General features: G+C 66.1%; 23 protein-coding genes. 10 read left to right on the top strand and 13 right to left on the bottom strand.

The window, feature by feature from the left end:
- Window positions 1–4: 4 nt before the first annotated feature.
- The 4 genes from CSW62_RS24990 to CSW62_RS24975 all read right to left on the bottom strand — a co-directional run bounded on the left by CSW62_RS24990 (window position 5) and on the right by CSW62_RS24975 (window position 4,909).
- A complete protein-coding gene (locus CSW62_RS24990; protein ID WP_099582602.1) occupies window positions 5–1,495 on the bottom strand; it encodes a carboxylesterase/lipase family protein in 1,491 nt (496 codons plus the stop codon).
- Window positions 1,492–2,661: an AGE family epimerase/isomerase gene (locus tag CSW62_RS24985; protein ID WP_099582483.1), complete on the bottom strand. Its 1,170-nt coding sequence runs from the start codon at window positions 2,659–2,661 to the stop codon at window positions 1,492–1,494. The genes CSW62_RS24990 and CSW62_RS24985 overlap by 4 nt, the downstream gene beginning before the upstream one ends.
- Window positions 2,645–3,568 carry an ROK family protein gene (locus CSW62_RS24980; protein WP_099582482.1) on the bottom strand — a complete coding sequence of 308 codons (924 nt, stop codon included), beginning with the start codon at window positions 3,566–3,568 and terminating at the stop codon, window positions 2,645–2,647. Before CSW62_RS24980 ends, CSW62_RS24985 begins: the two co-directional genes overlap by 17 nt.
- 126 nt (window positions 3,569–3,694) lie before the next feature.
- Window positions 3,695–4,909 (bottom strand): glycoside hydrolase family 27 protein, encoded by a 1,215-nt coding sequence (locus tag CSW62_RS24975; RefSeq protein ID WP_099582481.1) that lies wholly within the window; start codon window positions 4,907–4,909, stop codon window positions 3,695–3,697.
- A 674-nt stretch (window positions 4,910–5,583) separates the two neighbouring features.
- Between CSW62_RS24975 and CSW62_RS24970 the strand changes: the two genes are divergently transcribed.
- Complete coding sequence (locus tag CSW62_RS24970; protein WP_099582480.1) at window positions 5,584–5,787, top strand: hypothetical protein; 204 nt, start codon at window positions 5,584–5,586, stop codon at window positions 5,785–5,787.
- Between the two features lie 36 nt (window positions 5,788–5,823).
- Here the strand turns inward: CSW62_RS24970 and CSW62_RS24965 are convergent, their stop codons facing one another.
- Window positions 5,824–6,084: a S1/P1 nuclease gene (locus tag CSW62_RS24965; protein ID WP_231737527.1), complete on the bottom strand. Its 261-nt coding sequence runs from the start codon at window positions 6,082–6,084 to the stop codon at window positions 5,824–5,826.
- A 46-nt stretch (window positions 6,085–6,130) separates the two neighbouring features.
- Between CSW62_RS24965 and CSW62_RS24960 the strand changes: the two genes are divergently transcribed.
- From CSW62_RS24960 to CSW62_RS24950, 3 genes are all read left to right on the top strand, one after another.
- The gene (locus CSW62_RS24960; RefSeq protein WP_099582479.1) at window positions 6,131–6,535 is read left to right on the top strand and encodes an AlpA family transcriptional regulator; all 405 of its coding nucleotides are present in this window, start codon (window positions 6,131–6,133) and stop codon (window positions 6,533–6,535) included.
- A gap of 29 nt (window positions 6,536–6,564) precedes the next feature.
- On the top strand, window positions 6,565–8,889 hold the full coding sequence (locus CSW62_RS24955; RefSeq protein ID WP_143324474.1) for a TonB-dependent receptor: 2,325 nt from the start codon (window positions 6,565–6,567) through the stop codon (window positions 8,887–8,889).
- A 398-nt stretch (window positions 8,890–9,287) separates the two neighbouring features.
- A complete protein-coding gene (locus tag CSW62_RS24950) occupies window positions 9,288–10,559 on the top strand; it encodes a GntR family transcriptional regulator (RefSeq protein ID WP_143324473.1) in 1,272 nt (423 codons plus the stop codon).
- 141 nt (window positions 10,560–10,700) lie between these two features.
- Here CSW62_RS24950 and CSW62_RS24945 read toward each other — a convergent pair whose 3' ends face one another.
- Both CSW62_RS24945 and CSW62_RS24940 read right to left on the bottom strand, forming a co-directional pair.
- A complete protein-coding gene (locus CSW62_RS24945; RefSeq protein WP_143324472.1) occupies window positions 10,701–12,380 on the bottom strand; it encodes a tannase/feruloyl esterase family alpha/beta hydrolase in 1,680 nt (559 codons plus the stop codon).
- A gap of 230 nt (window positions 12,381–12,610) precedes the next feature.
- Complete coding sequence (locus CSW62_RS24940) at window positions 12,611–14,701, bottom strand: PKD domain-containing protein (protein ID WP_099582475.1); 2,091 nt, start codon at window positions 14,699–14,701, stop codon at window positions 12,611–12,613.
- A gap of 365 nt (window positions 14,702–15,066) precedes the next feature.
- Here CSW62_RS24940 and CSW62_RS24935 point away from each other — a divergent pair, with 365 nt between their 5' ends.
- A complete protein-coding gene (locus CSW62_RS24935) occupies window positions 15,067–15,963 on the top strand; it encodes a bestrophin family protein (protein WP_099582474.1) in 897 nt (298 codons plus the stop codon).
- On the opposite strand, the gene CSW62_RS24930 is transcribed toward CSW62_RS24935, so the two are convergent.
- From CSW62_RS24930 to CSW62_RS24920, 3 genes are all read right to left on the bottom strand, one after another.
- Window positions 15,960–16,445 (bottom strand): universal stress protein, encoded by a 486-nt coding sequence (locus CSW62_RS24930; RefSeq protein ID WP_099582473.1) that lies wholly within the window; start codon window positions 16,443–16,445, stop codon window positions 15,960–15,962. The genes CSW62_RS24935 and CSW62_RS24930 overlap by 4 nt on opposite strands.
- A 172-nt stretch (window positions 16,446–16,617) precedes the next feature.
- A complete protein-coding gene (locus CSW62_RS24925) occupies window positions 16,618–17,391 on the bottom strand; it encodes an SDR family NAD(P)-dependent oxidoreductase (protein ID WP_099582601.1) in 774 nt (257 codons plus the stop codon).
- Between the two features lie 28 nt (window positions 17,392–17,419).
- Complete coding sequence (locus CSW62_RS24920; protein WP_233206810.1) at window positions 17,420–18,631, bottom strand: MFS transporter; 1,212 nt, start codon at window positions 18,629–18,631, stop codon at window positions 17,420–17,422.
- Window positions 18,632–18,733: 102 nt separating this feature from the next.
- Between CSW62_RS24920 and CSW62_RS24915 the strand changes: the two genes are divergently transcribed.
- Entirely contained in the window at window positions 18,734–19,762 is a 1,029-nt protein-coding gene (locus tag CSW62_RS24915; protein ID WP_099582472.1) for an amidohydrolase family protein, read from the top strand.
- 118 nt (window positions 19,763–19,880) lie between these two features.
- Here the strand turns inward: CSW62_RS24915 and CSW62_RS24910 are convergent, their stop codons facing one another.
- Entirely contained in the window at window positions 19,881–20,573 is a 693-nt protein-coding gene (locus CSW62_RS24910; RefSeq protein WP_158235502.1) for a helix-turn-helix domain-containing protein, read from the bottom strand.
- A gap of 325 nt (window positions 20,574–20,898) precedes the next feature.
- Between CSW62_RS24910 and CSW62_RS24905 the strand changes: the two genes are divergently transcribed.
- Window positions 20,899–21,738 (top strand): SDR family NAD(P)-dependent oxidoreductase, encoded by an 840-nt coding sequence (locus CSW62_RS24905; RefSeq protein WP_099582470.1) that lies wholly within the window; start codon window positions 20,899–20,901, stop codon window positions 21,736–21,738.
- 16 nt (window positions 21,739–21,754) lie between these two features.
- Here CSW62_RS24905 and CSW62_RS24900 read toward each other — a convergent pair whose 3' ends face one another.
- Window positions 21,755–23,122: an MFS transporter gene (locus CSW62_RS24900; protein ID WP_099582469.1), complete on the bottom strand. Its 1,368-nt coding sequence runs from the start codon at window positions 23,120–23,122 to the stop codon at window positions 21,755–21,757.
- A gap of 286 nt (window positions 23,123–23,408) precedes the next feature.
- Here CSW62_RS24900 and CSW62_RS24895 point away from each other — a divergent pair, with 286 nt between their 5' ends.
- From CSW62_RS24895 to CSW62_RS24885, 3 genes are all read left to right on the top strand, one after another.
- A complete protein-coding gene (locus CSW62_RS24895) occupies window positions 23,409–24,485 on the top strand; it encodes an amidohydrolase family protein (RefSeq protein ID WP_099582468.1) in 1,077 nt (358 codons plus the stop codon).
- Between the two features lie 86 nt (window positions 24,486–24,571).
- Complete coding sequence (locus CSW62_RS24890; RefSeq protein WP_143324471.1) at window positions 24,572–25,018, top strand: hypothetical protein; 447 nt, start codon at window positions 24,572–24,574, stop codon at window positions 25,016–25,018.
- 19 nt (window positions 25,019–25,037) lie between these two features.
- Complete coding sequence (locus CSW62_RS24885; protein ID WP_099582466.1) at window positions 25,038–25,883, top strand: fumarylacetoacetate hydrolase family protein; 846 nt, start codon at window positions 25,038–25,040, stop codon at window positions 25,881–25,883.
- A 7-nt stretch (window positions 25,884–25,890) separates the two neighbouring features.
- Here the strand turns inward: CSW62_RS24885 and CSW62_RS24880 are convergent, their stop codons facing one another.
- Entirely contained in the window at window positions 25,891–26,565 is a 675-nt protein-coding gene (locus tag CSW62_RS24880) for a TetR/AcrR family transcriptional regulator (protein WP_099582465.1), read from the bottom strand.
- Between the last annotated feature and the right edge of the window lie 164 nt (window positions 26,566–26,729).

Below are 26,729 nucleotides of genomic sequence, written 5' to 3'. Positions count from 1 at the left end.
AGCGTCACGGTCTTTGGATGTGCTCGCAAGCAGCGCTGGCCAAGCCTTGCCGGACGACCGGTCCGTTGGTCGTGAAGGCCAGGTAGCGCCCGGAGGCGCCATAGGCCGGCCACGACGGCAGGCCCGGGGTGCTGGGATCGCCGGTGCGCGCGAAGTTCAGCCAGTAGGCCTGCAGGGGCGGTCCCTCCGCGCCGTCGAGCACGTAGCGCAGCTCGGAACCATGGCTGACGTCCGCCGCGCCCGGCGCGGGAACTTCCAGTTCATAGCGCCAGACCTGCGCGCCCAAGGCGGTTCGCTGTGCGGCCACGAAGTTTCCGGGGCAGCGGAACATGCGATCGGTGGCGACCCGCAGGGCGATATCGCCGGCGACCGGATCGGGCGCCGGCGGCGTGGCCTGATCCAGACCGTAGACCTTCAGCAAGGCGTCGGCGTCCGGCCGGGTTCTGATCCAGGCGCGCGCACGCTCGGCGTCGGCGCCAAACAGCGCGATCTCCCGCGTGCTGTCGCCGACGATCATCGCCGCGGCCCCGCCCTCGGCCAACAGGACCTCCGGCGCGCGAGGCAACACCCTTCCGTCGACCACGGCCTGGGTCCAGATGAAGCTCTGGTCGTCGATCGGCGCGGTCAGACCCTTGGCCGCCCGCAGCAGGTCCGCGCCGGAGGTCCGGCGCAAGGCCGCCAGGCCCAAGGCGCCGGAAACCGCTCCGGTCACGCCCGCCCGGCGCGCCAGATCCACGCCGATGGCCTCGTTCTGCGCCAGGGTGCGCGGGGCGAAGCCAAAGCCCGGCGTGCCGCTCTCCAGGATTCCCCGCGCGAACAGGCCTTGCGCCTGCGGCGCCAACATCAGCAGGCCCACGTCCTGCGCTCCGGCCGAATGGCCAAACAGGGTGACGTTGTCCGGATCGCCGCCGAACGCGGCGATGTTGGTCCGAACCCAGTGCAGAGCCGCGATCAGGTCCATCAGCGCATAATTGCCCGACGCGCCGCCGCCTTCGGCGCTTAGCGCCGGGTGCGACAGAAAGCCGAAGACGCCTAGGCGATACTGTACGCTGACCACCACCACGCCCTGGCGCGCCAGGCGGGAGCGAACCACGCCGTCGCCCGATCCAGCCCAATTGGCGCCGCCATGGATCCAGACCATGACAGGACGCCGCGCCGTAGGATCGAGGGCCGGCGTGGAGACGTCGAGATAGAGACAGTCCTCGCTGGAGCGCGCCGCGTCCTTGTCGTTCCAGCCCAAGGGGGCCTGCAGACAGGCTGGTCCGGGGGCGCTGGCGGCGCGTTCGCCCGTCCAGCGCAGGGGCTGGGGCGGACGCCAACGCAGGTCGCCGACCGGCGGTCGGGCGAACGGCACGCCGAGGAACAGGCTGGTTCCGCCCTCGCCCGTCACGCCGACCAGCGGACCTTCGGCGGTGACGATGTGCGGCGCGGCCTGGGCATGCGCCGCCAGGGGCGCAACCAGCACGGCCGCGACGGCCAGAATGGTCTCGGTCATGCGGCGCAACGGACGTCTCCCAAGGCCGCGCCCAGCACCTCGATCGCACAGACGATGTGATAGAAGGAACTGGCCGGCGCCGGGCCGTTGGCCAGCGCGCCGTCGGCGGTCATGGTGTCGAACCAAAGGCCCCGCACCGGCGTGCGCAGATAGAGCTCCAAGCCCTCGACGGCGTCGGCGACGATATCCCACCACGGTCCGTCGGCTTGGGCGCTCGCCAGGGCCCAGGCTTTGATCCGCTCGGTCTGCGGCCAGAGCCTGGCCTGCGCGTCATGGATCGAGAAATCGTCCAGCAGGCCATTCATCGCGACGTTACGGACCGGGTCAACCCCGAAATCCTCGGCGTTGGCGATCAGGCGCATGGCCGCGACCCGGGCGGCGAGCATCAGCGGATCGGTCTTGGCCAGGCGGCTCCAGCTCAGCAGCAGCCAGGCCCACTCGAACTGGTGCCCGGGCTCGACGATGCGCCCGGCCTCCCCCGGCGCGGGCCGCCAGGTCTCGTCGAAGAACTCCCGCAAGGCGCTGTTGACCGGCGCGATGAAGTGCTCCAGCGCCAAGCCGACGATCTGACGCGCCGTGCTGGACCACGCCGGATCCTCGCTCACAGCCATCCAGGCCAAGCAAGCTTCGAGCAGGTGCATGTGGGGGTTGGAGGCCAGCGGCAGCGATGGCGGCAGCGTCGTCTCGAACCCGCCAGGGCGCCCGAACTGGACGATGACCGCCCGCAGCAGAACCATCGCGGCTTGCTGGGCGTCTTCACCCAGCAGCGGCTTCAGGCTCGCCAGGGCCAAAAGCGCGAAAGCCTGATCGTAGAGAACCGCCGCTTCATCCAGCACCTGGCCGTCCGCCGCGACGAGGGTCCGGATCAGTCCGTCGGAGCGGATGTAGCGGGTCGTGAAGGCCTGGAGGCCTCGGCGCAGCACCGACTCGTCGACCTTGGCGCCCAGCCGGCGCGCGGCCTGCAGCGCGTAGAGCTGCCGGGGCTGGACCCTGGCGCGGCGCGGCGCGTTCACCGCGACGCCGTCCGCGTCGAGGATTTCGTGAAAGGCGCCGCAGGCGTCGATCCCGGCCTTGCTCCACAGCGGGACGGCGGCCTCGACCAGCCAGTCGAGCAGGCGGACATAGCCGGCCCGCGCGCGGGCCTGGGGATCAGGCTGCGACTTCATCGGCCCACGCGCCCAGATCCCAGAGACGGGCCGCGCCTCGCACGCCCGACGAGTCCCCCCATTGGGCCTTGACGATCCGCGCCGACCATTGGTCCGAAAAGACCCGTGGTTCGATCAGTCCCGGGAGGCGCTCGTAGAGCATGTCGATATTGGACAGACCGCCGCCGAGCACGAAGACGTCGGGATCGAGAATATTGCAGATCACCGCCATGGCCCGGCCAAGGCGCTCGACCAGTCGGTCGAAGGCTGCGGAGGCCTCGGCGTCGCCCTGCCCCGCCGCAGCCAGGATCGCCTCGCCCGTCAGGTCGCGCCCGGTCCGCGCCTTGAAGTCGCGACGCAGACCCGAACCCGAGACCCAGGTTTCCAGGCAGCCATGCTGGCCGCACCAACAGGCCGGACCAGGAACTTCATCGGCCGTCGGCCAGGGCAGCGGAATATGGCCCCATTCGCCGCCGACGCCGTTGGCGCCTTCGACCAGTTTGCCGTCCACCACCAGGCCTCCGCCGCAGCCGGTGCCCAGGATGATCGCGAAGGTCGTCCGCGCGCCCTGCGCCGCGCCGTCCACCGCTTCGGACAGGGCCAGGCAGTTGGCGTCGTTGGCCAGGCGGATCGGCCGGCCCAGAGCCTCGGACAGGTCTTCCCTGAACCGGCGGCCGTTGAGATAGACGGCGTTGGCGTTGCGCATCACGCCCGTCCTTGGCGACACCGATCCGGGCGCGCCGATGCCGATCGACCCGCGCCCGCCGACCTGTTGCTCGGTCCGGCCGATCAGGTCGCGCAGGGTCTCGATGGCCGCGTCATAGGTGTTGGGCGTGGGCGCTCGCAGACTGGCCAGCAGCCGCCCGTCTTCCGACAGGGCCGCGGCCTCGATCTTCGTGCCGCCAAAATCGATGCCGATCCGAACCATGGCGCGCCTCGCCTCCCTAAGCTGGACGCGCGGCCGATGGCCAACGGTCTCTTGCCCTGGCTTACCCGCGCGAAACCGGGCCGCCAAGGGATTTAGAAAAATATTTTTGCTTATTTTACACCGAGGTCACGGCTGGACTTTTAACATGACGACGCCATGCGACGCCGCGGTCGCCTGGTACCGGCCCGTATGGATCCCGACGTCCTTGCCCGCCCAGAGATCGCGAACCTTGGCCTGCAGCGTCGCCGGGTAATCCATCTGGCTCCAGTCGAGGCTGATCTGGGCCGGCGCCGCGCCGCGATTGAGCAGGACGACGGCCCTGCCCCCGCCCTGCAAAGGCCGTATCCAGACTTCCAGGTCGCCTTCCTTGGACACCCGTCGCGCCTGTTGGCCGAGCGGATCCTGATCCACCGCGATGACCTCGCGGTTGGTGAGGATCGCCTGGGTCGAGGCGTCCATGCTGGCGATGTCGTTGCCGGCGATCAGCGGCGCGGCCAGCATCGCCCAGAGGCTGAAGTGCGAGCGATACTCCTCGGCGGTCATGCCCCCGTTGCCCACCTCCAGCATGTCCGGGTCGTTCCAGTGGCCAGGACGGGCGTAGGGATAGAGTTCGGCCTGCTTGTCGACGATGTTCATCACGCCGGAGCTGTAGTCGCGCACACCCTCCCACTTGTCGTAGATGTCGCCGGTGGTGCGCCAGAGATTGCCGACCTTGTCGGCCCACAGCCAGGGCTTGGAAGTCCCCCACTCACAGATCGACAGCACGATATCGCGGCCGCTCGCCTGCAGGGCCGCCGACATGATGTAGTAGGCCGAGCGGGCGTCCTGCGTGCCGGCCATGCACCAGTCGTACTTCAGATAGTCCACGCCCCAGGCCGCATATTGCTTGGCGTCCTGATACTCATGCCCCCAGCTGCCGGGGCGGCCGCCGCAGGTCTTCAGGCCCGCGTCCGAATAGATGCCGAACTTCAAGCCCTTGGCGTGGATGTAGTCGCCCAAGGCCTTCATGCCGCTGGGGAAGCGCTTGGCGTCGGGCTGGATATCGCCGTGCGCGTCGCGCGCGCCGTGCCAGCAGTCGTCGATCACCACGTACTGATAGCCCGCCTCGCGCATGCCGGAACTGACCATCGCGTCGGCGGTCTTGCGGATCAGCGTCTCGTCGACATCGCAGGCGAACCTGTTCCAGCTGTTCCAGCCCATCGGCGGCGTGCGCGCCAGACCATTGTCCTTGAGCGGCGGCGGCGGATCGTCCGCCCGCGCCAAGCCGGCGGCCGCCAGGAGGGAAAGCGCCGCGATCCCTGGGACCACCCAACGACGTTTAGGCCTCAACTGGCGATCCATGGCGATGATCCTCCCCGCTTCTTTGACGCTGACCACAAGCCAGAGCGGCGAAATTCACCTCAATCCACGCTTAGCGGCAATTATAAAAATAACTTCATTTTATTATCATGCCGGCCGAACGCCTTTGGCATCTCCTGGGCGCCGACCGTTCCGACGCCAAGCTGCGTTGAAGCAGCCGCTGATCGCCCCACTCGTCCGCCGCTCTTGCCGCGCCAAACCCGCTTTCGAATCCGATTGACTTTCTTGCCTCGCGGGATGAGAACAATTCAAGAACTCGAAGTCGCCATGTCCGCTTCACGCGCCCTCAGCGCGCGCCCCAACCCCGAGCGGATCATCCGCCGCATGACCGTCAAACTGCAGCGCGTGCGCCAGTGGCGGCGCCGCCTGGCCGCACCCTGATGTTCACCTTCGAGGCGGCACGCGCCGCGCCCGGGATCCTGCCGCGACAGGATCGCGTATCCCCCGTGCGCGTTGGTGACAGCCGCCTATCGACAGTATTTTCCAGTCGATGGCGCGCAGCATGCTCCCCTGAAGCTTGAGCTTCAGAGCTAGAAGTGTTCCCGCCTGAATTGCAAGTTTTGAGAACTCAAAACCAGGAGGTGCTCATCGTGGGTCGCCTTGAAAGCGTCACCAATCGGGCGCGACGTCGCGCTCTCGCGCTGACAGGAGGAAACATGCGCAAGTCCCTCGCTCTCGCCGCCGCCATGGTCATGGCGCTTTCCGCATCCAGCGCGGCCCTGGCCGCCGCCCCGTGCCGCGACGCCAAAGGCAACTTCATCAAGTGTCCGGCTGCGGCTGCTCCGGCCAAACCGAACATGTGCAAGGACGCCAAGGGCAAGTTCGCCAAGTGCGGCGCGCCGGGCGCCAAGCCCGCCTGACCTCGGCGATCGAGAGGCGGTGGCGACACCGCCCTTCTACTTGAACGCCTCGTTGAGCAGCAGAGCCAGGCGAACGCCGGCGCGCTCCACCTGCAGGGCGACAGCCTCTTTGGCCTGGGCCTCATAGCCGTCGGGCAACGCCAGGGGAGCGGCGTCGCTGGCGCATCCGGGCTTTGACCCGAGCGTGTAGACCTTGGCGCGGGCGACATCGAACGCTTCCATCGCCCAGGTCGTCGCGTCGCACCTAGACGCCTCCGGTTGGCGCAGCACGCCTTGCGAGCTGCGCGCCTGAGCCAAGCCCGGGATCTGGCGGCGGCAGGGCCGTCTGATCCTAGAGGCGCCGATGAGACAGTTCCTGACCACCGAGGAGGTCTCCGAGCGCTACCGCGGTCAGATCTCGACGGGGACGCTGGAGAATTGGCGCACCCAGCGGATCGGTCCGCCCTTCGTCAAGATCGGCAGAGCCGTGCTCTATCCGCGCGACGAACTGGACGCCTGGAACAAGCGCAACCTGGTGACCTGCGCCAACGGCAAGATGGAAGGCCGCCGGCGCCGGCGGACCGTCGAACGCCCGGCCGAGCCGCGCTCTTTCGGCGGACGCCATCGGCTTCCAGCGCGCCGGGACGGGCAGACACAGTCTGCCGCCCGTTCCTTCTCTATTGAGAAGCACATTCTTGTACAGCTCAAAAACATGTGCATAGGATGCGTTCAAGTCAGGCGCCTTAAAATGGCGATCCGGCATCAGTGATCGGTGCTCAGGCCGACGGGGAGGAAAACATGAACCAGCCGAAATTCGGCGCGGGCGAAGTCGTGCGCGCTGCGCGCAAGGTCGGCCTTTTCTGGCTCTGCGCGAGCAGTTGCCTGACCTTGCCATCCATCGCCCTGGCCCAGACCACGTCCACAGCGCCCGCGGCCAACACGCTTGAAGAGGTGGTGGTCACGGCTCGCCGGCGCGAAGAGCGGCTGCAGGACGTGCCGATCGCTGTGGTGGCGGTGAGCGAGCGTCAGCTGGAAGAAAAGAACATCAAGAACGTCAACGACCTGACCGTCGTCGCGCCAGGCCTTTCCATCCAGAACACCACGGGCAACCGCAACAACGTCACCTATTCCATCCGGGGGCAGGGACAGGCGTTCGGACAGAATTCGCCGGGCGTCGTCGCCTATTTCGCAGAAGTGCCCGACTTCTCGAGCGCGATCTTCGACCTTCAGAGCGTGCAGGTTCTCAAAGGGCCGCAGGGGACGTTGTTTGGGCGAAACACCACCGGCGGCGCTGTGCTGTTCTCGCCGCAACGTCCGACGGAGACCCTCAGCGGCTACGTCGTCGGGCGAGTCGGCGACCTGAACCGGCACGATCTTGAATTCGCCGTCGGCGGCCCGATCATCGGCGACAAGCTCATGGTCCGCGTCGCAGGTCAGACCCTCAATCGCGACGGATACACCAAGAACCTCTACAATGGGCGAAAGCTCGACGACGAGAACCGCCGAAGCGTTCGCGCCAGCGTGCTTCTGCGGCCCTTCGACGGGTTCGAGAACCTCACCATCTATCAGGATGACGAGGTCAAGGAGAGCGGCTCGGGCTCGAGCCTCGCCTTCGTGGCGCCCAATATCAACAACGCCCCGATCCTGTCGCAGCTGCAAGGCTACCTGGCGGCCCAAAAGGCGCGCGGGCCGCGTGTCATCAACGCCAGTTGGCCCGACTATACGGTCCTCGATGGTCACGGGATCCTCAACTCGACCTCCCTACGCCTGACCGACCACATCACGCTGAAGAACATCGTCAGCAACCGTCACTACACCGGCGGACAGTCCTACGACCTGGACTCCACGCCGCTCGACCTTCTGAACGTCACCAACCCGCCGGGTAAGAAGATCGAGTCCACGACGGAGGAGTTCCAGATCCAGGCCAGCTGGAACGCGGTCAACACCGTGGTCGGTTACTACCGGGAGAACACAAAATCGCCGGTCAATGTCGGCTTCGACACCAAGCAGTTCTTCTCCGCGCCCGTGCTGGGCGCCCTGGCGCCGCCCTTGGCGCTGGCCTTCCCCAATGGCGTCGCCATCCAGGCCATCGCCTATGGCAACAGCTCCAACTCGTCCGAGGCCGTCTTCGGCCAGGTGGACTGGAAGGCGACCCAGAAGCTGACCCTGACAGGCGGGATCCGCCGGACGGAAGACTATCGGCGCTCGTTCTCCCAGACCTTCCTGGTCCTGCCTGGACAACCCGTGCCCACCGGCCCCACCGCGACGGGCCCGTCCTCGTCGGGCGTCTTCAAGGCCACGACCTGGAACGTCGCAGCCAACTACACCTTCACGCCCAACCTCAGCGCCTATGCGACGGTGCGGCGCGGCTACAAATCCGGCGGCTTCAACGGCACGGCGCTCTCGGCGGCGGACAAGTATTTCCAGCCTGAGTTCGTCACCGACCACGAAGTCGGCGTGAAGGGTCAAACCACCCTGGGCGACATGCATTTCCGCTACGCCGTCGACGCCTTCTACGACGACTACACCAACATCCAGCGCTTCATTAACCTGCCCACGACCCCCGCCTCGACCGTCACGCGCAACGCCGCGTCCGGGAGCATCAAGGGGCTCGACGTCGATGTGGCGGCCCAGCTGGCGGCCCATTTCGACGTCTCGCTGATCTACACCTACATGGACGCCAGCTACGACAAATACGAAGATCCGGTGCAGGGCGATCTGACCTCCAGCCGGTTCCCCAACACGCCCAAGCACCAGCTGACCCTGACGCCGCGCTTCACCTACGACCTGGCCGGCGACTGGGGCTCGCTGAGCGCCCTGGCCAGCATCTACTACCAAAGCGGCATGGCGCTGGATCCGGCCAACAAGCCCAACGGCAATCCCGCCGTGGCCCTCTCGGCGATGGGCGCCAATGTGCCCGGCTACACGCGGGTCGATCTGCGGGTCGACTGGCGCGATATCCGCCAAAGCCCGGTCAGCGCGGCCTTCTATGTCCGCAACGCCTTCGACAAGGACTACGTGGTGGGCAGCAACAATCAGCTCTCAACGCAGTTCGGCGTCGGGACCTTCCTCTACGGGGCGCCGCGCCAGGTGGTCTTCGAGCTTCGCTACGCGTTCCATTGATCCCTGTGTCGCGCCGGTCCAACGCCGGCGCGCCACGTCACGACGCGATGAGCGCCGCCTCCCGGGGCGGCGCACTTTTTTTGACCCAGACCCTCGCGGAGATGCTGGCGTTGGCGGACCGCTGACGGGCGTCTTGGCCCTCGATCCGCTGCTGAGGCGCCCCGCCCTTAGCCAATCTGGAAGGCGGGGCCAGTAGGCTAAAATAGGCGCCTGTTTTCATCCGACGCCAATCTGTCTACTAGGAAGAAGGGCAGATTGGGCCGGGGTCTCCGCAGTTGACGACAGAACCGTTTGACGCCGTGTCGCCACCGGCGGATTTCGGGCCGGATTCGGCGGGCGCTCGGCTGGCGGAAAGAATCGCGCGCGAGGTGCTGAGCGCGCGCTCGCCCCCCGGAACGGTGATCGCATCGCAACAGGACCTGCGCGCCTCGCATGGCGCAGGACGCGCCGTCTTCCGCCAGGCCGTACGCATCCTGGAGGAACGGGGCGTGGCCTACATGCGGCGCGGCCCCGGCGGTGGGTTGGTGGTGGCCGAGCCGAATCCGGACTTCGTCGGGCGCTCGCTGTCGATCTTGGTCGAGAGCCTGACCCGCGACATCCAGCAATTGGGCGTCCTGCCCTACGCGCTCGAGACCCACCTTTTTCTCCATGGAGCGCCCCGTCTAGGCCCAGAAGCCTGCGAGCGGATCCGGGGCCTGATCCATCGCCTCGATCGGATGGCCGAGGCCCAATTTCAGGCGGTGGGGGGCCACCGCCTACTGCATCAGGCCATCCGGACCGCCTCGCGCGAACCGGCGGTGCTGCTCGCCAATCGGACGGCCAGCGAGTTCGCCAGCGACATCATGCCTTACAGCATCAATGTCAGCGTTGAGAGCGAGCGCGGAGAAGCCTGGCGCATCACGCGCGAAGCCGCTGAAGCGCTAATCGCCGGCGATACGCCCACGCTGTTCGACTGTCGCCGCCGGATGCTGGCGATGTTCCACGCCAGGTGGCCGACCTGGAACGAGACCGACCACGACCCGGGCTCGCCGCCGAAGACCGTCGATCCGGGTCGGCCCGAGTTCAACCGCGCGGGCAACCAAGCCGAACGCCTGACCCGCGAAATTCTGCGCGAGATCCGCTCCAAGGGCTGGCGAGCCGGAGAGCGTATCGGCAGCGGCGCCGAATTGATGGCGCGATATGGCGCCAGCACGACCATCCTGCGCCAGGCCGTGCGAATGCTCGAGGAGCACTCGGCGGTGGAGTTCATCCGGGGCCGCAAGGGCGGGCTCTATGTCGCCACCCCCAACCGCGCGCGGACCATCGCCCAGGCCGCAGCCTTCCTTGCACGCAGCGCGCCGGCTCCCGCCGACATCCACGCCTTTCTGACCCAATTGATCCTGGAAGGCCTGAACCAGGCTCGCGCGGCAAGGCTGGCTGGCGGGTGCAAACAGCCCCAGGCCCGCGAGACGATCGCCTTTGGTGATTTTTGCACGTTCGCCGCGACGCAGTGCGCCAACCCGATGGTCGAGCTGTTCGTCGAGATTCTCTTGCCGTTCGGGGTCCAGCAAAGTCAGGCCGCAACCCAGCCCGGCGCCGTCCTTGACGCCTTTACGGCGGGCGATCTGGCCACCCGACGGCGCCTGTTCCTGACGGCGGTCTGGAAGGCGGGCGGCTCGGAGGCGCGTTGACGATCGTCCGGACCGCCTCTGAAGGCGTTCTGTGAGGCGATGTCGGCTGGCGCGCCGGACCGTGGGGTCGGCGTGGCGGGACCGCCTTGCACGGCGCGATGCGGACCGGCCCCGGCTTGAGCGCCGGGGCCGGCGATCGATCTAGCGGGACGCCACCTTGACCGGCGCCTTGCAGGACCAGTTGTGGGCCTCGCCAACCGCGCCCGGGACGCTGGCCTTCGAGCGGTCGAAACTCGCGACCAGCGGATAGGGGCAGAGCAGGAAGTCGCGGGCGTCGCCGGTCGGCGGCGGCACCAGAACACCGGAGACCTGCTTGGTCTTGGGATCGGCGAAGGTCAGCTGCACGCGATCGGCGCCGCGGTGGGCGACGGCCGGGCCGGGCTTTTGGCTTTTTTCCACCCAGTTGATCAGCTGGTCGAGCAGCACGTCGGGGGCGTCTTGCGGGCCGGTGCCGCCGCCGCAATGGCCCATGCCAGGAACACGGTAGAAGCTGGCGAACTCACGCAGGGCCGCCATGCCGCCGACCTTGGCCGCGGCGTCGGCGTAGTACTGCTGCATTTCGGTGTCGATGCAGCAAGGATCGCTGACACCGTTCCACATCAGCACCTTGCCCCCGCTCTTCTGCAGGCCGCGCAGATCGGCGCTATAGGGGTAGCCATAGCCGACCCTTTGGGCCGCCTTCCACCAGGCGTCGATCTGATCCTGGTTGTTGAAGTCGAAGTCCTTCAACGCGTCGAAGTCCTTGCCGAAATAGACCTTGGCCAGCGAGCTGCCGATGACGTAGCCGGCCGAGGACTTGGCGATGTTCTCGTTGGTCGGCGCGTCCGACCAAGGCGGCGGCACCATGCCCAGGAACCCGGCCCAAATGCCGATGTTGGAAACGGGGAAGCCGACCTTGATCGCGCCCTTGGGTCCGCGCGGACCGGCCACGATCGCCTGCAGGGTCTTCAGTTCGGCGGCGGTTAGGCATTCGGGGCCATCGGCCGACGCGCACTTGATCTTGGTGAAGTCGAAGCGGCAGGCGGTGTGGTCCCAGATGACGCCGTCCTTGGCGCCGTCGAGTTCATCGCAATCGGCCGTGACCTTGCGATCGACCATGGCCAGCTTGGCCGGCGACAGCCAGGCGCCCGGTTCACGCTGGGCTTGCTGGGCGGCGTTGATGAACGCCAGCATGGTCGCCGAACTGCGCCCGCCGGGCGCGCCCAGCAGGACCCCGTCGAAATCACCCGGATATCGCTGGATGGATTCGGTCGCCATGCGCCCGCCGCCCGAACAGCCCGAGAAGTAGCGATAGAAGGTCGGCGCGCCGTAATAGGCGCGGGTGATTTGCTGGGTGGCCACGGCCGTGGCGTGGGCGGCCAGATGGATGTGGTCCTCAGCCAGCACCGGGTCGCTGAGGAAGCCCCAATCCAGCATGTTGCCCTGGTGGCCGGTATCGGTGCCGGCGACGGCGAAACCCTTGACCAGGGGATTGCCGCCGGGGATTTGGGAATCGGTCGGCACATAGCCGGCCGAACCGCCCATGCCGATGAAATAGTAGCGCTTGGTCCAGCCCTCGTCGGGCAACTGGAGCCGGAAATTGGCCTTGTTGGTCGCGCCGCCGGCATGGGTCGTGGTCACATAGCCGTCGATCTTGCAGTGCGGCGTCGGCGCAGCGGTCGGCACGGCCGAAACAATGGTGGTGTCCGCCGGCGAGATGGCCTGGATGGCCTTCACGTCGCACGTCGCCGCGGCGGCCGCAGAGGATGGCGACCCGTACAGCGTCGCCGCGCCGGCGATCATGGCGCAGATCGCCAGCTGAAGTTTCAGTCTGTCTTTCACCGCTTGCTCCCTAAGGTTTCGCCGACTGTGTTCGGCTTGCTCATTCTTGGCGGGGCGTCGCGACGGCTGGCCTAAACCGTGACCTCAATTCCCATTTCGGGATCGCACGCCCTTGGCCATTAGAGGCCTTTGGAGAACGGTGTCCAGTCAAGAGTTCTGTATCTAGAATCTCGTTCTGAATATTTCGATCCAGTAACCCGGCCTGCGGCCGGGTTACTGGACGCGGCGGACTAGCTCACGACGATGCGGGCCGACGCCACGTTTTCGATTTGCCGGCGAGCTGTCGGGTCACCCTCGCGGTTCAACTTCACCCGGGCCGTGGCGAAATACGTACCCGGCCGGTCATAGGCATGGGCGAACGACAGGGTCAGTTCGGTCTGACCCGGCGCGATCGGCTGATTGACGGCGAAGCTCCCCGAACCATCCAGGTCCCAATCGACCCGCGTGAAGGTTCCCGCGCCGGGCGGCGCCTCGGCCCTCACCGCCAGCTCGACCTGTCCGCCGGGCGAGATCTGGCGGCGCAAGGCGCCGTCGGCGGTCACCGACACCACGGGCTGAGTGCCCCCGCGCGCCTTGGCGGTCGGCGGCAGGCTGATCTTGCCGTCGACGAAGCTATACTGCGTCTCGGGAGGAGCCACGCCCTTCTCCACCCAGGCAGCGAGATCGACCAGCCCTTGTTCGATGCTGGGCATGTAGTCGATCAGCCAAGTGGCGGTGGCGCGTTTGGGGTCGGAAGGCAGGAGCATCGGCGGGACATGCTCAGCGTTCTGGGTCCACTGCAGCCGGAACCGTTCACGAGCCTTTTCCGCACCTTGGGCCTGCTCCACGGCGCGTTTGTAGATCACGCCCTGAGGCGGCCAGAGCGAGGCGTCGTGGGTGTGGTGGATCCACAGGAGCTTGCCCTCGTACTGCCCCGAATAGGGCACGCCCATAAGCGGCGACTGCATCGGCAGGCCGTGCTGGGGATAGATCGGCTGGCCATCGACCCGGAGGAAGTCGTTCAACGGATCATCGGAAATGTGGTGCCGGTAAGCGTAGCAGAAGGCCAGGAAGGCGTGGTTGTCGACATGCACCTCGTCGCCGATCTGGACGCCGCGGAACCGCTTCAGATTGGCTTCGGCGCGGCCATCACAGAACAGCATGTCGCCGATCGACTTGGTGCAGTAGAGCTGACGTCCTTGCGCGGCGCCGGAAACGACACGAACGCCGGTCCCGCTGCGGTAGCCCTCGCCCAAGCCCTTGACCTCGACGCCGATGGGCATGTCGAACTGCCCCGTCGAGGAGGCCATGAACATCGCCATCGGCTTGGCGTCGGCGAATTCGGGACCCGCGAAATCCTCGCCGCTCAGCAGGTCCTGAGCGGTGATGACGCGGGTGACGGGCAGGACCTGGTCGATCAGATCGTCGCGCACGGCTTCTGGCTGATCGAAACCGACATAGCCTGGCTGGGTCCAGAAGGCCTTGAAGTAATCGGCGTCCTCTTCCAGCAACATGTCGGCGATAGACGACCACAGCCAGATCTGGCCCATGGGCTTGGCGATCATGAACTCGTCGCCGCGGGGATATCCCAGCCGATAAAGGTTGGCCAACTCCTCGCGTTCGTGGGTATTCAGCCCCAGGAAGGGATCGCCGCCGCCGCCGGGTTGCATGGCGTCGATGACGCGTTCGAGTTTGCCGCCGCGCAGCAGACGCTGAACGTTGAACATCGCGCCAAACGATAAGGGCTGCTCGCTCCGCACGCGCGAATTGGTGCCGTGCGGCTCGATATTGCCGCCGCCCATGAACGGGAGGGCGCCGTCATAGACGCCGTCGCAGTATTCGAGGCACAAGGGCGAGCGGCGGCCGCCGCCGCTGCCGCCCCAGACATAGCTGAAATCCGGCTCTCGACCGTAGACCTGCTTGGCGATATGCTTGGAGAAGCGGGCGCTCTCGACGCTGGCGCGATAGCCATAGAGACCCGGATCGACGCCGGCCCTTGGATCCACGTCGTCGCCGATATGGCCCGAATTGGATTCGACCATGTAGCCGCCCAGCTTGGTCATCATCTCCAGTCCGCCAAGAATGGCGCCCATGGCGCCGGCGAACGCTTCTTCATGGCCCGCGTGCGCGCCCTCGAGCGGGTGGTACATGCGCCCGCCCCACTCGCCCGCGTCCGGAAAATAGAAGGTGAAGCGCGTGTCGGTGTTTTCGAACCCGCCGTGGACGTTGCGGTGGGGATAGGGCTGCTGGCGAAGCTCATCGCGATCGATGTATGGCCGGCCGAAATAGGCGTCTCTGACGGTGTAACCCTCGGTGTCGAGGCTGGATTTAGCTTCTGACATCACACTCCCCAATCTGTGACCTCTATGCGTCCGATCCTTGGCGCCGGCGCGTCTCACGGGTAGTGCCAAGCCGGCGCCTCCGTCAATCACCTCGCCTGGCGATTTCCGATAAAGAGCCCACTAATTTTCGCCATTTTTCGAAACGATCACGACGCTACGGTCAACTATTTCGAAAAACTGGGGCGCTTAAATAGCTTCGCGCGCACAGCGCACCGCGATATCGAGATCAGGGAAAACCGACGCCCTATTCAAGCATCCGCGCACGCGAAGGCTCTCACAAGCGCTGGGCGTCCGTCCCGAGGCTGACGCCCAGCCCGCGCCTCATTGCTCGCGTAAGGCACGATCGATTGAGAGGGTGAGCGTCGATGATCGTCAGAGACAGACCAGGACTGGGCGAGGTCCTGACGGCGATGCACGGCTCCATCGTTCCCAAGATCGCCGGCCGCCTGCTGATATTGGCGGCGATCTCAGTCGGCGCGGTCTTACTCCACCGCACCTTGCCCGAGCCCATGGGTCACCTTGGCGCCATGCCCTTCACCTTGATCGGCCTGGCGTTGTCGATCTTCATGAGCTTCCGCAACAACGCTTGCTATGATCGCTGGTGGGAAGCGCGCAAGCTCTGGGGGCGATTGATCATCGCCGCCCGGTCCTTCGCGCGCCAGACCGCCGTCCTCGACGCCGAGGTCCGAGAGCCCCTGCTGCTGGGTCTCTGCGGCTTCGCCCATGGCCTTGCGGCCAGGCTACGGGATCAGGACGAATCCGCCGCGATCAGGCCCTGGATCGCCGCCGACGACGAGCCTGAACCGCCCAATCCTAGTGATGCGGTGCTGGCCGAGGTCGGCGCGCAATGCGCGCGATTGGCGGCGCAAAAGGCGCTCTCCGACATCCACTATGCGGTTTTGGACAGTCAGCTATCGGACCTTAGCCAGGTCCAGGCCGGCTGCGAGCGGATCAAGACAACGCCCCTGCCCTTCGCATATTCGCTGCTGCTGCATCGGACGGCCTTGCTGTTTTGCCTGCTGCTGCCGTTCGCCCTGGCGCCGGCGTTAGGCTGGTGGACGCCGCTGCTGGTGCTGATCGCCAGCTACACCTTCTTTGGCCTGGACGCGCTGGGAGACCAGCTGGAGGATCCGTTCGGAACCGACGACAACGACCTTCCACTCGACGCCCTGGTGCGCACCGTTGAGCGCGAGCTTCTACACGCCATCGGGCGATCCGACCTGCCGCCGCCGCTGGCCCCGCTCCGTTATCGGCTCACCTAGGCGTTTACGTGCTGGGCGGCTTTGGAAAACTCGGCCTCGAAGTCCTGATCGCTGATGTCGCTTCGCGCCACCAGCAGGCTGCAATCGAGATTATCGACGATGTAGGCCCCGTTGGCGCCGCTCCACCAACGCTCAAGCAAGCTACGCTTGCGGTGACCGACCACGACCAAATCGGCGCGGACCTTTCTGGCGTAGTCTCCGATCTGCTGGGCCGGCTCGCCGCGAACCAGCGCGCCGGTTGAATCCAAGCCCAGCATCTCCAGCTTTCGAAGCCCTTCGTCGAGGACGGCGCGATAGGCTTCCAAGTGGCCGTGGGCCGCGCCGACATGCGCGCCCTCGGCGAGAGCCAAGCCGCCGCTTTCGGCCAGGACCGATAGCAGGAAGACCTTGGCGCCGCATCGCTTGGCCAGCAACGCGCCCTCTCGCAACGCCGCGCGCCCCGCCTTGGTGCTGTCATAGGCCAGAACAATCCGCCGATACATGATGAAGCCCTATTCCTTGCGCGCTCGGGCGCCGAACGCGGCGGCGCCGGAAACCGCCGACGCCAGCCTTCGAAACCGATCTTCTAATCTTGAACGAAATTGACAAGCTTGTTCAGCTTTTCGTTGACTCCGTCGCGGGCTCGCTCGCCAGGCGCTGCATGGACGCCGCCGCTCAGGCCGACATCATCACCCCCGAATGGAGCGCCATCTGCCCGCCATCGGCGTTGAGGATCAGCCCCGTGAGATAGGAGGCTTCGTCAGAGGCCAGGAAGGCGATCGCCTCGGCCTGCTCCTGCGCGGTCCCCATGCGCCCGAGCGGGACGCGTGCGATCCGGGCGCGCAGCCGCTCGGAAGCCATGCCATCGGCCCCGGTGGTCAGGTCGGTGGCCGTAATGCCCGGACACACGCAGTTGACCCGGAGGCCATAGCGTCCCCATTCGACCGCCAAGGACCGCGTCAGGCCGATCACGCCATGCTTGGAGACCACGTAGCCCAGTTGATGGGGCACAGCGGCCAGGCCGGCGATGGAGGCGACATTGATGATCGCGCCCCGCGCGGCCGGGATCATCGCCGCCTTGGCGACCGCCTTCGACCAGAAAAATTGCGAATAGAGATTGATGCGCAGCACCCGGTCCCAAGCCAGGAAATCCTCGGCGGGCGCGACGACCGACACGCCGGCGTTGTTCACTAGGATGTCGATCCGATCGCGGGCCTGCATCACCTCGGCGACGGCCTGCGCCGCCACCGTCTCGTCGGAGGCGTCGCCCGGTATGGCGAGGGCTTGGCCGCCCGCCGAGCGGATGTCGGCGACGCTCGACAGGGCGGCGGCCTCGTCAAGGTCGTTGACGGCGACGAACGCTCCTTGCGCCGCCAACAGCAGCGCCGTGACCTTGCCAATGCCGCCGCCGGCTCCCGTCACGATGGCGACCTTGTTTGCGAACCGCATGGTGACTCCGTCCTGAGCGTTCATCCCGTTAGGCCCGCGCCAGCTTGATCGAGGTCGGCGACACCTGGGCCGAGACTAGACTGGCGCGGCCGGCGATCAGGCCGGTGATGACCAGACCGGCCCCGATAACCACCACTAGGCCGGCGACGGCCTGGAACCCGCCCGTCCACTGGCGGACGAGCCCGACGCTGAGCGGCGCAAACGCGGCCGGGACGTAGCCCACGCTTTGGGCCATGCCTGACAGGTGCGATGCGACATGGCTGTTGGGCGAGCGCAGCAGGACCATGGTCAAGGCCAAGGCGAACAATCCCCCCTGAGCCAGCCCCTGGATGACCGCCCAGACCCAGACGCCGGAAAGCGGCGCCAGCAGCAGGCCCAATAGTCCGGCCGCCGCGGCCACCGAAAGCACGACCGCGATCATCGACTGAGCCGGCTTGCGCGTGGCGAGCGAGGGCACGGTGAGCGAGGTCGCCAACTGGACTACGATGAGGACGGACAGCACCAGTCCCGCCGTCACCGCGTCCAATCCCCGTTCCCGCAGGATCGGCGCCAACCAGCCCAGCACGCAAAACGCGAGCGCCGACTGCAGGCCCATGAACAGGGCCACGCTCCATGCCAGTCGATCGCGCCACAGGCCCACGACCGGTTCGACGACCAGATCGTCGCGCTCGACCTTTCGCCCCAGCTGTAGCGACCACAGCAGCAAGGCCCCCACCACCGGCGCCGCCCAGATCGACAGGCCCACGCGCCAGCCACCGCCCAGCGCGGTCTCGATAGGCACGGTGACGGCGGCCGCCAAGGCCGCGCCGCCCGAGATCGCCGTGACATAGGCGCCGGTCACGATTGCGGTCCGATCCTCGAAATCCCGCTTTACCAGGGTCGGCAGCAAGACGTTGGCTATGGCGATCGCCGCGCCGGCGAGGATGGAAAAGGCAAACAGGGCCCACACCGCCCCGAGCGCGCGCCCGGCGGTTCCAAGCCCGATCAGCGCCAAGGCGCCAAAAAGCGCGCGCTCGGTCCCCAGCCGATGGGCCAACCGCGGCGCCAAGGGCGCGCACAGGCCAAGACACAGCACCGGCAAGGTGGTCAGCAGCCCGACCTGCCAGGCGGTCATTCCGGTCTCATGCACGACCTCGGGCAAGCGCACCGACAGGCTGGCGAACACCAGGCGCAGGCAAAATGCGGCGCCGACAATGCTGGTCGCCAGCATGAGACGGCCGCTGGGCTTGATCTGCTGCATCGCTCGCCTCCTCACGCGCCATACGAGATTCTGCCGGCACGGGTTGCCACAGATCATTCGACGGTGAGAATATCAATCTAATAACAGATCGACGAGGAAACCATGCTGATCGACGTGCACGCCCACCTCTTCACGCCAGGCATGATGAAGCGACACCCGTTCTGGGGCCCCTTCATGAAGCCACAGGGCCTGACGGTCGGGCATTTCTCCCTGGGCACCAAGCAGCCCGCCAAGGCCAAGGACGACGCCGAGGCCGAAGCGAACCTGCTGGCCCGCATGACCCATTCGGCGAGACTGGCGGTCATGGAGCAGCGCGGCGTCGACAAGCTGGTTCTGTCCACGCCTTCGCACGCCTTCATGTACTGGGCCGGCGCGTTCGGCACCGAATACGCCAGGATCTGCAACGACGAACTCTCGGCCTTCTGCCAGGTGATGCCCGACAAGTTCGACTTCTGGGCCCACGCCAACTTGGCCGATCCGGATGCGGCGGTCGAGGAGATCGACCGCGCCGTGCGCGTTCTGGGCGCCAAGGGCCTTTGTGTCGGCGGCACTAATTTCGACGGGCTTCAAACCTACGACGAGCGCCTGTTTCCCGTCTGGGCCAAGCTGGCTGAACTCGATGTTCCCATCATGGTGCACGGGTTCAACCAGTCGATCTATCTGGGCGAGCGCCATCACGAGGATCGGTTCGAAACGACGTCCATCGTGGGCGACTGCGTCGATGAGACCCTGTTCTTCTGGTACCTGATCTGTGGTGGAGCCCTGGACGCCTTCCCGACTCTGAAGACCTACATCACCCACGCTGGCGGCATGGCGGTGTTCCAGCTGGGCCGGCTGTCTGAATTGAACGGGGCCATGGCCCCCGATGCGCGTAACCAGCGCCCGCTCATGGACTATATGAAGAACTTCTACTTCGATCTCGATGTCCACCACCCGGCCCTGCGGCGGGCCGTGGTGGAGGTGATCGGTCCAGACCAGCTGCTCTATGGCACCAACTTCGGCGGGGCCTACGACCATGGCGACCTCACCGCCGGGATCGACCTTTCCGAAGCCGATCGCGAGAAGATCCGCAGTGGCAACGCCATGCGGTTGCTCAAGCTCGATATGGGCCAGGCGGTGCGGGCCGCCTGATCCCGTCAAGCCGGTGGTGTCGGTCCGGCGATACGGCGCAAGGGCGTCGACATCGCTGGCCAGATCCCCGGGGACCGCCGGACGGCGCGCCCCGCGAGCCTTCGTCGATGTCACGAAATCAGCCCGTCGGCGCCGCCGGACGGCTGGGCCGGCGGCTTGCGCCGGCCATGTCGTCGGCCAAGGCTGGCTGGGCCGGGGGACCGCGGAAATCGGCGCGCGGCTCGGCCGAGAAGGGACACGTCAGGACCGCGAGGGCGGCCTCGAAGATGTCGCTGTGGTACTGTTGGTGGCTGACATAGCCGCCAGGCGACAACTTCAGCTTTCCGCCCAGCTCCGAAATGCCGTTTAGGAATATGCTAGCGCTCAATGCGAGCCGGCGACGAAACACGTCCGCCCCCAGATGCGACAGGCTTTCGCTCAATTTGCTGCGGATTTCGGTGGAGGCCGGCGAAATGTCGGCCGAGCGTTCGAACGGATGCTCCTCCGGTTCCAGCTGCATGACGGCGAGCGTGAAGCGCGCATAGTCCCTCATGGCCTGTACTTCCAACATCGTCACGAGCGGCGAGAACAGACAGCTGAGCAGCCGCGGCACGCTGAAATCGCCCTCGGCCCGCGCGACCTCGAGCAGGGTCTGGCGATGGGCTTCCATGGCCGGCAATCGCATCTCGGACACGGCCTGGATCAGGCCCAGCTTGGAGCCGAAGTAATGCTGAACCACGTAGTTGTTGGCCTGCCCCGCGGCCGTCGCCAGCTGCCGTAGCGAGACCCCGTCAAGACCGTGCTGACCATACAGGCGCTCGGCGACCAGCATCAGCTTTTGGGCGGTCTTGGGGTACTCCTGAAAACGTCTCGGCATGCTCGATCCTTGCCCGACTGCCAGCGAAAATAAAAGCCGGCGCTCGACGATCAGACGCCGAAACCCGCCTCATTAAGTCACTTGACTTATAGTAGGGATAAATCTTCCATGCCGCGAGGCGTTACGTTCGCTGCGGCGCGCCGCCTCAAACAGGCCTCGAGCGAGACCGCCCATGCGCTGGAAGGGATCGCGCTCCGCCAGCGTCCAGGGATGGCGGATGTGCGCGATGGCGGCGCGTGGACACGTGCGGAAGCAACCACCCTACGAGAACGGAAGATCCATGACACGTTTGACCGGCAAGACCGCTGTCATCACCGGGGCCGGCTCGGGGATCGGTCGCGCCTCGGCGCTGAAGTTCGCGGCCGAAGGCGCCGCCGTGGCTGTCACGGACATCCTGGGTGACACCGCCCAGGCCGTCGCCGAGGAAATTCGAAGCGCCGGCGGACGGGCCGTGGGCTTCGCGGTCGACGTCGCCGACGACCAGGCCTTGAAGGGTATGGTCGAGCGCGCCATCGCCGAGTTCGGCCACCTCGACATCCTGTTCAACAACGCGGTCAATACGGCGGCGGGCAAGCGCAAGCGAGACGTGGACTTCCTGGAGTTCGATCCAGCGGTCTTCCAGGAGATCGTTCAGGTCAACGTGCTGGGCGGGGTTTTGGCCTCCAAGTACGCCCTGCCGCACATGCTCGAGCGCGGCGGCGGCTGCATCCTGTTCACCTCCTCGACCAGCGCCCTGGGCGGGGATGTCGCGCAGTTTTCCTATGGCGCGTCAAAGGCGATGGTGAACTGGTACGTCAAAACCATCGCCACCAACTACGGCAAGCAGGGCGTGCGGTGCAACGCGGTGATCCCCGGGGTGATCGAGACCCCGGCTATGAAGGCGTGGGCCAGTCCCGAGATGCATTCGGCATTCATGAAGCTGCAGAACGCACCGCGTCTGGGTCGCCCCGAGGACATCGCCAACCTTGCCGCCTATCTGGCTTCGGATGAAGCCGCCTTCATGAACGGCGGACTGTACAAGTGCGATGGCGGGATGACCGCGCCTCTGCCCTTCGCCCAACTGCAGCTCGACTATCTGATCCCCCAGCACAAGCCAGCCGCCGATCGCGTGGCCCCTTGATCCGCGGCGCTGGCCGTCAGGACCGCGCCGTATCGGCTTCCGCCGCCGCCTCCAAGGCCTCCAAGGTTCGCTGGTAGGGTTTCAGCCCCGACCAGGTCAGCCAAAGGCCGAGAAGCGCGATGGGGCCGCCGACGACGGCGAGCGCATAGGGCAGCCCCGCATCGTCCTTAAAGACATGATCCGTGACCAGGGCGACCGACATCGGTCCAAAGCCGATGCCCACCAAGCCGCCGATGAGCAGATAGATCGCCACCGCCTTGCCTCGCATACGGTTCGGCGTAATCGCCTGCACGGCCGTCGGCGCGGCGGCTTGGGCCATCGCGAAGCCGGTGACGACCACCGTCAGCAAGGCGAAGCTGAGCCACGGCGCGCCGACGAGGGACCATAGGCTCACCGTTGGCAAGACCAGGAGCCAGGCCAGCATCGCCACGCGAAGCCGCGCGGCGGGCACGTGCTTGGCGGCCCAACGATCGCTGAGCCAGCCGCTGATCAGGGTCCCGACAAGGCCGCCGGCCGCGACCAGCACCCCGATGATCAAGCCCGAGGTCTTGGTCGGAATACCAAAGCGGCGATCAAAGAGGGTCGGCGCCCAGGCCAGGGTCCCATAGCCGATCACGGCGACCACGCCCGGATAGGTCAGCACGCGCGAAAAAGCGGCGGCATGGCGTTTGAGATAGCTGAAGAACTCTCCCCAGCCGGCGCTCGTCTTCGACAGAAGCACGCTCACCGCGTCCCGGCGCGCGGGCTCGCGGATGGTCAGCAAGAGCAGGGCCAGCGCCAGACCCGGCGCGCCAGCGACCAGAAAGGTCAACCGCCAGGGCGACATCAGCCCAACGCCCGGCAGGTTGAGACCCGCATCGGGGATGATCCGTGCGATCAGCGCGCCCAAAATCAAGGATGCGCCCGAACCAATGGCCAAGGACAGATAGTAGACGCTGAACGCGCGCCCCCTCCGTTCGGGCGAGACGTAGTCGGCGATTATCGAATAGGCGGCCGGCGCTAGCACGGCCTCGCCGATCCCCACGCCCATCCGGGTCAACACCAGCGCGTCGTAGCTCTGCGCAAAACCCGACAGAACCGTCATCACACTCCACAGAACCATGCCGACGATGATCAGATTTCGCCGGATCGTGCGGTCGATCAGCCAGCCGAACGGCAGCCCGGCGAAGGTGTAGAAGAGGGCGAAGGCGTATCCCTGAAGGAAGCTGAAGGCGGTGTCGGAAATGCCAAACTCGGCGCGGATGGGGCGCACCAGCAGCGCGGGCAGCTGCCGGTCCAGTTGCGAAAGCAACGTCGCCACGAACAGGACGCCGATCACGTACCAGGCATAGCGGATCGGGGGATAGGGCGTCTCGGTCGCCGTCGCGCTCGCCTGTCCATGCATTGTCCGTATCCTCCGCCGATAAACGCCCTTTGGGGGCCCCGGGCGCTCCGTCGCAGAGTCGACGTCGCCTCTTTCGCCTCGCGCGCTCAAAGGCCGCGACGCGTCAGACGATAGGCGATCGGGCCTCGGCGCTGTCAAGGTTTGTTTTGACAGCCGAATTACGTTCGCGTTAGAGAATGCACTGAACACTATCGACCAAACCGTTCAAAAAATGCGATAGTCGCGCCCGGGAACGCACATGGCTCGAAGAGCTCCGCCAGGGGGCCTCGACGCAGGAGGAAATCAGATGCTGATCGATCTTCACGCTCACGCCCCGCTGCCGGGCTACTACAACCAAGATCCGCACTGGGGCCCCTTCTTCGAAAAGCATGACGACGGCCATATCCGCCTGCGGGTCGGCGAATGGGTGCTGACTCTGGGCTCGCCCGAGCGTCGCGCCGCGGTCAAGCGGGGCGAGACGATGGAAGTGGCCGAGTTCATGTCGAAGTGGAACGATCCCAAGCACCGCCTGGCCGGCATGGACGCTCTGGGCCAGGACGCCCAAGTCCTCTCGGTGCCGTCGCACTGCTACATGTACTGGGCCGAGCCGGAGTTCGCCAACCGGTTCTCGACCACGGTCAATGACACCCTGGCCGAATACTGCAGCCGCTCGGACGGCCGGTTGATGATGTGGGCCACGGCCGCCCTGCAAGACCCGGTCAACGCGGCCAAGGAAATCCGTCGCGCCTGCACCGAGCTGGGGGCTAAGGGCCTCAGCGCCGGCGGTTCGAACTTCGGCGGCCTCGAGTTCGACGATCCGCGCATGGACCCGATCTGGGAGACCCTCTGCGACCTCGATCTGCCGATGTTCGTACACGGCTACAATCAGTCTGTGACCTGGGGGTCCAAGGCCAACACTGACAAGTACGAGACGACGGCCATCGTCGGCATGAACTATGACGAGACCAAGTGCTTCTGGTACCTAATCTGCGGCGGCGTCCTCGATCGCTTCCCTAAGCTGAAGGTCTATATCACCCACGCGGGCGGCTTCGTGCCCTACCAGCTTGGCCGTCTGGCCCAGACCATCAAGAACCTGGACGTGGTCCACAACAAGAAGGACCTCGAGGAGTATCTGCCGAACTTCTGGTTCGATCCGGAACTGCATGAACTGCCGATGCGTCAGGCCCTGGTCGAGGTCATCGGCGCGGACCGGCTGGTCTATGGCACCAATTTCGGCGGCAGCGACGCGATCCGTGGCGACCTTACCGACGGCCTGCGGATTTCTCCGGAAGATCTCGAAAAGATCCGCTGGAAGAATGCGGTCGACCTGCTGAATATCGACCTGGACAAGATGGGTCGGGCGACCAAATCGATCGCCGCCTAATTCCAGTCTCCGGCGCGGCGGCTCCTTGAAGAGCCGCCGCTTGCCGTTCCGAGCCGTCGCCAGCTTGGCGCGAGGTCCAGGACCCCATGACCCATCCGACCGACTGCAAGATCTGTGGAATGCTGCATGCCGCGGCGGCCGAAGACGTCGTGCTTGCCGGCCCGCATTGGGCCGTCGTGGCCATGCAGGATGTCCCCGGAATGCTGATGGCCTTCACCCGCGATCATGATCGCGGCGTGGGCTTCCTGTCGGATGGAGCCGCGGCCGAGCTTGGCCCGTTAATCAACGCCCTTTCCGCCAGACTGGTCGCGACCGGGGCGTTCGAAAGGACCTCCGTCATCTATCTGGGCGACAGCAACGCCCATACCCATTTCATGCTGCTGGGTCGCAAGCCTGGGGATGAGCGCGTGTTCGACAATGCGCCCCTGCTGGCTCGGTTCACCGCCAAGGACCGCGATCGCGCGCGGGCCATCGTCGCCGATTTGCGCGACGCCCTTGGCGGGACGCTCGCGCCCGCCGCCGCCTCAGCCTAGCCAACGTCGAGGAAAGCCGATGAAACTTGCTCGATGCACGGATGGCGGCGACGCGTTCTGGGCGCTCGTCGATCCCGACGCCGACACGGCTCAGCCGATCGCCGGCGGCGTGTCGGACTGGGGACCCGATGTGACGCGGGGTGGCGGCCAGGACGCCCTCACCTTCAAGGGCCCGATACGCGCCCTTTCGTCGCTACGCCTGCTGGCGCCGTGCGAGAACACCAGCAAGGTCGTCATCGCCGGCGCCAACTACAGCAAGCATCTGGTCGAATTCGGCGTCGCTGCGCCAACCCAGCCCATCGCCTTTCTCAAGGCGTATGGCGCCTTGATCGGCGCCGCCGATCCGATCCGCTATCCGCCGCTGACCGAGCAGCTGGACTATGAGTGCGAGCTCGTTGTGGTAATCGGCGACGCGGCGATCGACCTGGACGATCCTCTCGCCTGCGTGCTCGGCTACACGGCGGGCAATGATGTCAGCGCGCGAGATCTGCAGCGCAGCGGCCCGCCGGGCATCGGCATGGACCTCTATGCCGCCAAGAGCCAGGACAAGGCCACGCCGGTCGGCCCGTGGATCGTCACCCGTGATGAATTTGCGCCGGGCAGTCCGGCCTTGCGCCTGTCGACGACGGTCAATGGCGAAGTCCGGCAAGACGGCACCACCGCCGACATGACGTGGGACGTTCCCGAGCTGATCCGGTTCGTGCATCAGCGTGTTAGCTTCGGCGTCGGCGACCTGCTGTTCACCGGCACCCCCGAGGGCGTGGCCCAGGCGTCCGGCCGCTATCTCAATCCCGGCGACCTGGTCGAGGTCTCGCTCGAGGGCGTGGGCGTCCTGCGAAATCAGATTGCGTCCCGCGCCGGCTGACGCCCGCTCATCTCGCTTTGCGCGCGTTCAGGATCTTGTCGACCGTCTGCTGCAGCCTTAGCGCCAAGGGTTGGCCCTCGCGAGGGGAGACCACGGTCTCGCTGAGCGCCAGACGCACCATCATCTCGGCGATGGCGCTGCGATCGACCGAGACACCGATATCTTTCTCCCAGGCGTCGAACACCGTTTCCAGCGCCGACAATACGCGCGCGATGAAATGGTCGAAGTTCGACTCGAAGTACTGCAGCACGAACGCGGGCTCGACGTGCAGGAACTGAGACCCTCTGCGGGTCTCATTGTTGGAGACGCTGTAGCGCAGAAAGGCCCCGAACCGTTCGGCCGGCGTTTCGCATCCCTCCATCGCGTGGCTCAACTCGTCATCGGTCTCGGTCCTGAGCCGCAGCAGCACCGCTTCCAGGACCGCTTCCATCGACGGGAAATACCGATAGAGCGTCCCGCGCGAGACGCTGGCTTCGTCGCAAACCTCCTGCGCGGTGATCCGAGGGGTGCCATGGTTCATCATCACGTTCTGCGCGGCGTTGATGATGTTCTCGATGGTCTTGGCCGCCCTCGGGTCGGGTCGGCGCGGACGAACGGCGACGTTGGAAGCGGAAGCTTCCGCGCCGCTGGCCGAGCGCCTGGCCAGGATGTCCGGACGAGCCGTCCGGGCGCTGAAGGTCATGCTTGGGGTGCTCCGATATACAATCTTCAGCCTAACTTGCGTCGCCTCGGCGCGCAAACCGCGTACGGCCCGCTTTCGGAAAATAAACGAGACAAAAACCGGAGTTTTGACTAGAAAATATCGACATCGGACAGCTCGTCAGAAGCTTCGAGGAAACATCGGAC

It is taken from the genome of Caulobacter sp. FWC2, assembly GCF_002742625.1.
In the GTDB taxonomy this organism is placed as follows: domain Bacteria; phylum Pseudomonadota; class Alphaproteobacteria; order Caulobacterales; family Caulobacteraceae; genus Caulobacter.
Note: the sequence above shows the minus strand (reverse complement) of the source record. Positions and strands in the feature narration are given on the sequence as shown.

What these genes read in the sequence shown, in the direction of transcription:
- CSW62_RS24990 (WP_099582602.1), bottom strand. Translation starts at nt 1,495, where the DNA reads ATGACCGAGACCATTCTGGCCGTCGCGGCCGTGCTGGTTGCGCCCCTG.
- CSW62_RS24985 (WP_099582483.1), bottom strand. Translation starts at nt 2,661, where the DNA reads ATGAAGTCGCAGCCTGATCCCCAGGCCCGCGCGCGGGCCGGCTATGTC.
- CSW62_RS24980 (WP_099582482.1), bottom strand. Translation starts at nt 3,568, where the DNA reads ATGGTTCGGATCGGCATCGATTTTGGCGGCACGAAGATCGAGGCCGCG.
- CSW62_RS24975 (WP_099582481.1), bottom strand. Translation starts at nt 4,909, where the DNA reads ATGGATCGCCAGTTGAGGCCTAAACGTCGTTGGGTGGTCCCAGGGATC.
- CSW62_RS24970 (WP_099582480.1), top strand. Translation starts at nt 5,584, where the DNA reads ATGCGCAAGTCCCTCGCTCTCGCCGCCGCCATGGTCATGGCGCTTTCC.
- CSW62_RS24960 (WP_099582479.1), top strand. Translation starts at nt 6,131, where the DNA reads ATGAGACAGTTCCTGACCACCGAGGAGGTCTCCGAGCGCTACCGCGGT.
- CSW62_RS24955 (WP_143324474.1), top strand. Translation starts at nt 6,565, where the DNA reads ATGAACCAGCCGAAATTCGGCGCGGGCGAAGTCGTGCGCGCTGCGCGC.
- CSW62_RS24940 (WP_099582475.1), bottom strand. Translation starts at nt 14,701, where the DNA reads ATGTCAGAAGCTAAATCCAGCCTCGACACCGAGGGTTACACCGTCAGA.
- CSW62_RS24935 (WP_099582474.1), top strand. Translation starts at nt 15,067, where the DNA reads ATGATCGTCAGAGACAGACCAGGACTGGGCGAGGTCCTGACGGCGATG.
- CSW62_RS24930 (WP_099582473.1), bottom strand. Translation starts at nt 16,445, where the DNA reads ATGTATCGGCGGATTGTTCTGGCCTATGACAGCACCAAGGCGGGGCGC.
- CSW62_RS24925 (WP_099582601.1), bottom strand. Translation starts at nt 17,391, where the DNA reads ATGCGGTTCGCAAACAAGGTCGCCATCGTGACGGGAGCCGGCGGCGGC.
- CSW62_RS24920 (WP_233206810.1), bottom strand. Translation starts at nt 18,631, where the DNA reads ATGCAGCAGATCAAGCCCAGCGGCCGTCTCATGCTGGCGACCAGCATT.
- CSW62_RS24915 (WP_099582472.1), top strand. Translation starts at nt 18,734, where the DNA reads ATGCTGATCGACGTGCACGCCCACCTCTTCACGCCAGGCATGATGAAG.
- CSW62_RS24910 (WP_158235502.1), bottom strand. Translation starts at nt 20,573, where the DNA reads ATGCTGGTCGCCGAGCGCCTGTATGGTCAGCACGGTCTTGACGGGGTC.
- CSW62_RS24905 (WP_099582470.1), top strand. Translation starts at nt 20,899, where the DNA reads ATGACACGTTTGACCGGCAAGACCGCTGTCATCACCGGGGCCGGCTCG.
- CSW62_RS24900 (WP_099582469.1), bottom strand. Translation starts at nt 23,122, where the DNA reads ATGCATGGACAGGCGAGCGCGACGGCGACCGAGACGCCCTATCCCCCG.
- CSW62_RS24895 (WP_099582468.1), top strand. Translation starts at nt 23,409, where the DNA reads ATGCTGATCGATCTTCACGCTCACGCCCCGCTGCCGGGCTACTACAAC.
- CSW62_RS24890 (WP_143324471.1), top strand. Translation starts at nt 24,572, where the DNA reads ATGACCCATCCGACCGACTGCAAGATCTGTGGAATGCTGCATGCCGCG.
- CSW62_RS24885 (WP_099582466.1), top strand. Translation starts at nt 25,038, where the DNA reads ATGAAACTTGCTCGATGCACGGATGGCGGCGACGCGTTCTGGGCGCTC.
- CSW62_RS24880 (WP_099582465.1), bottom strand. Translation starts at nt 26,565, where the DNA reads ATGACCTTCAGCGCCCGGACGGCTCGTCCGGACATCCTGGCCAGGCGC.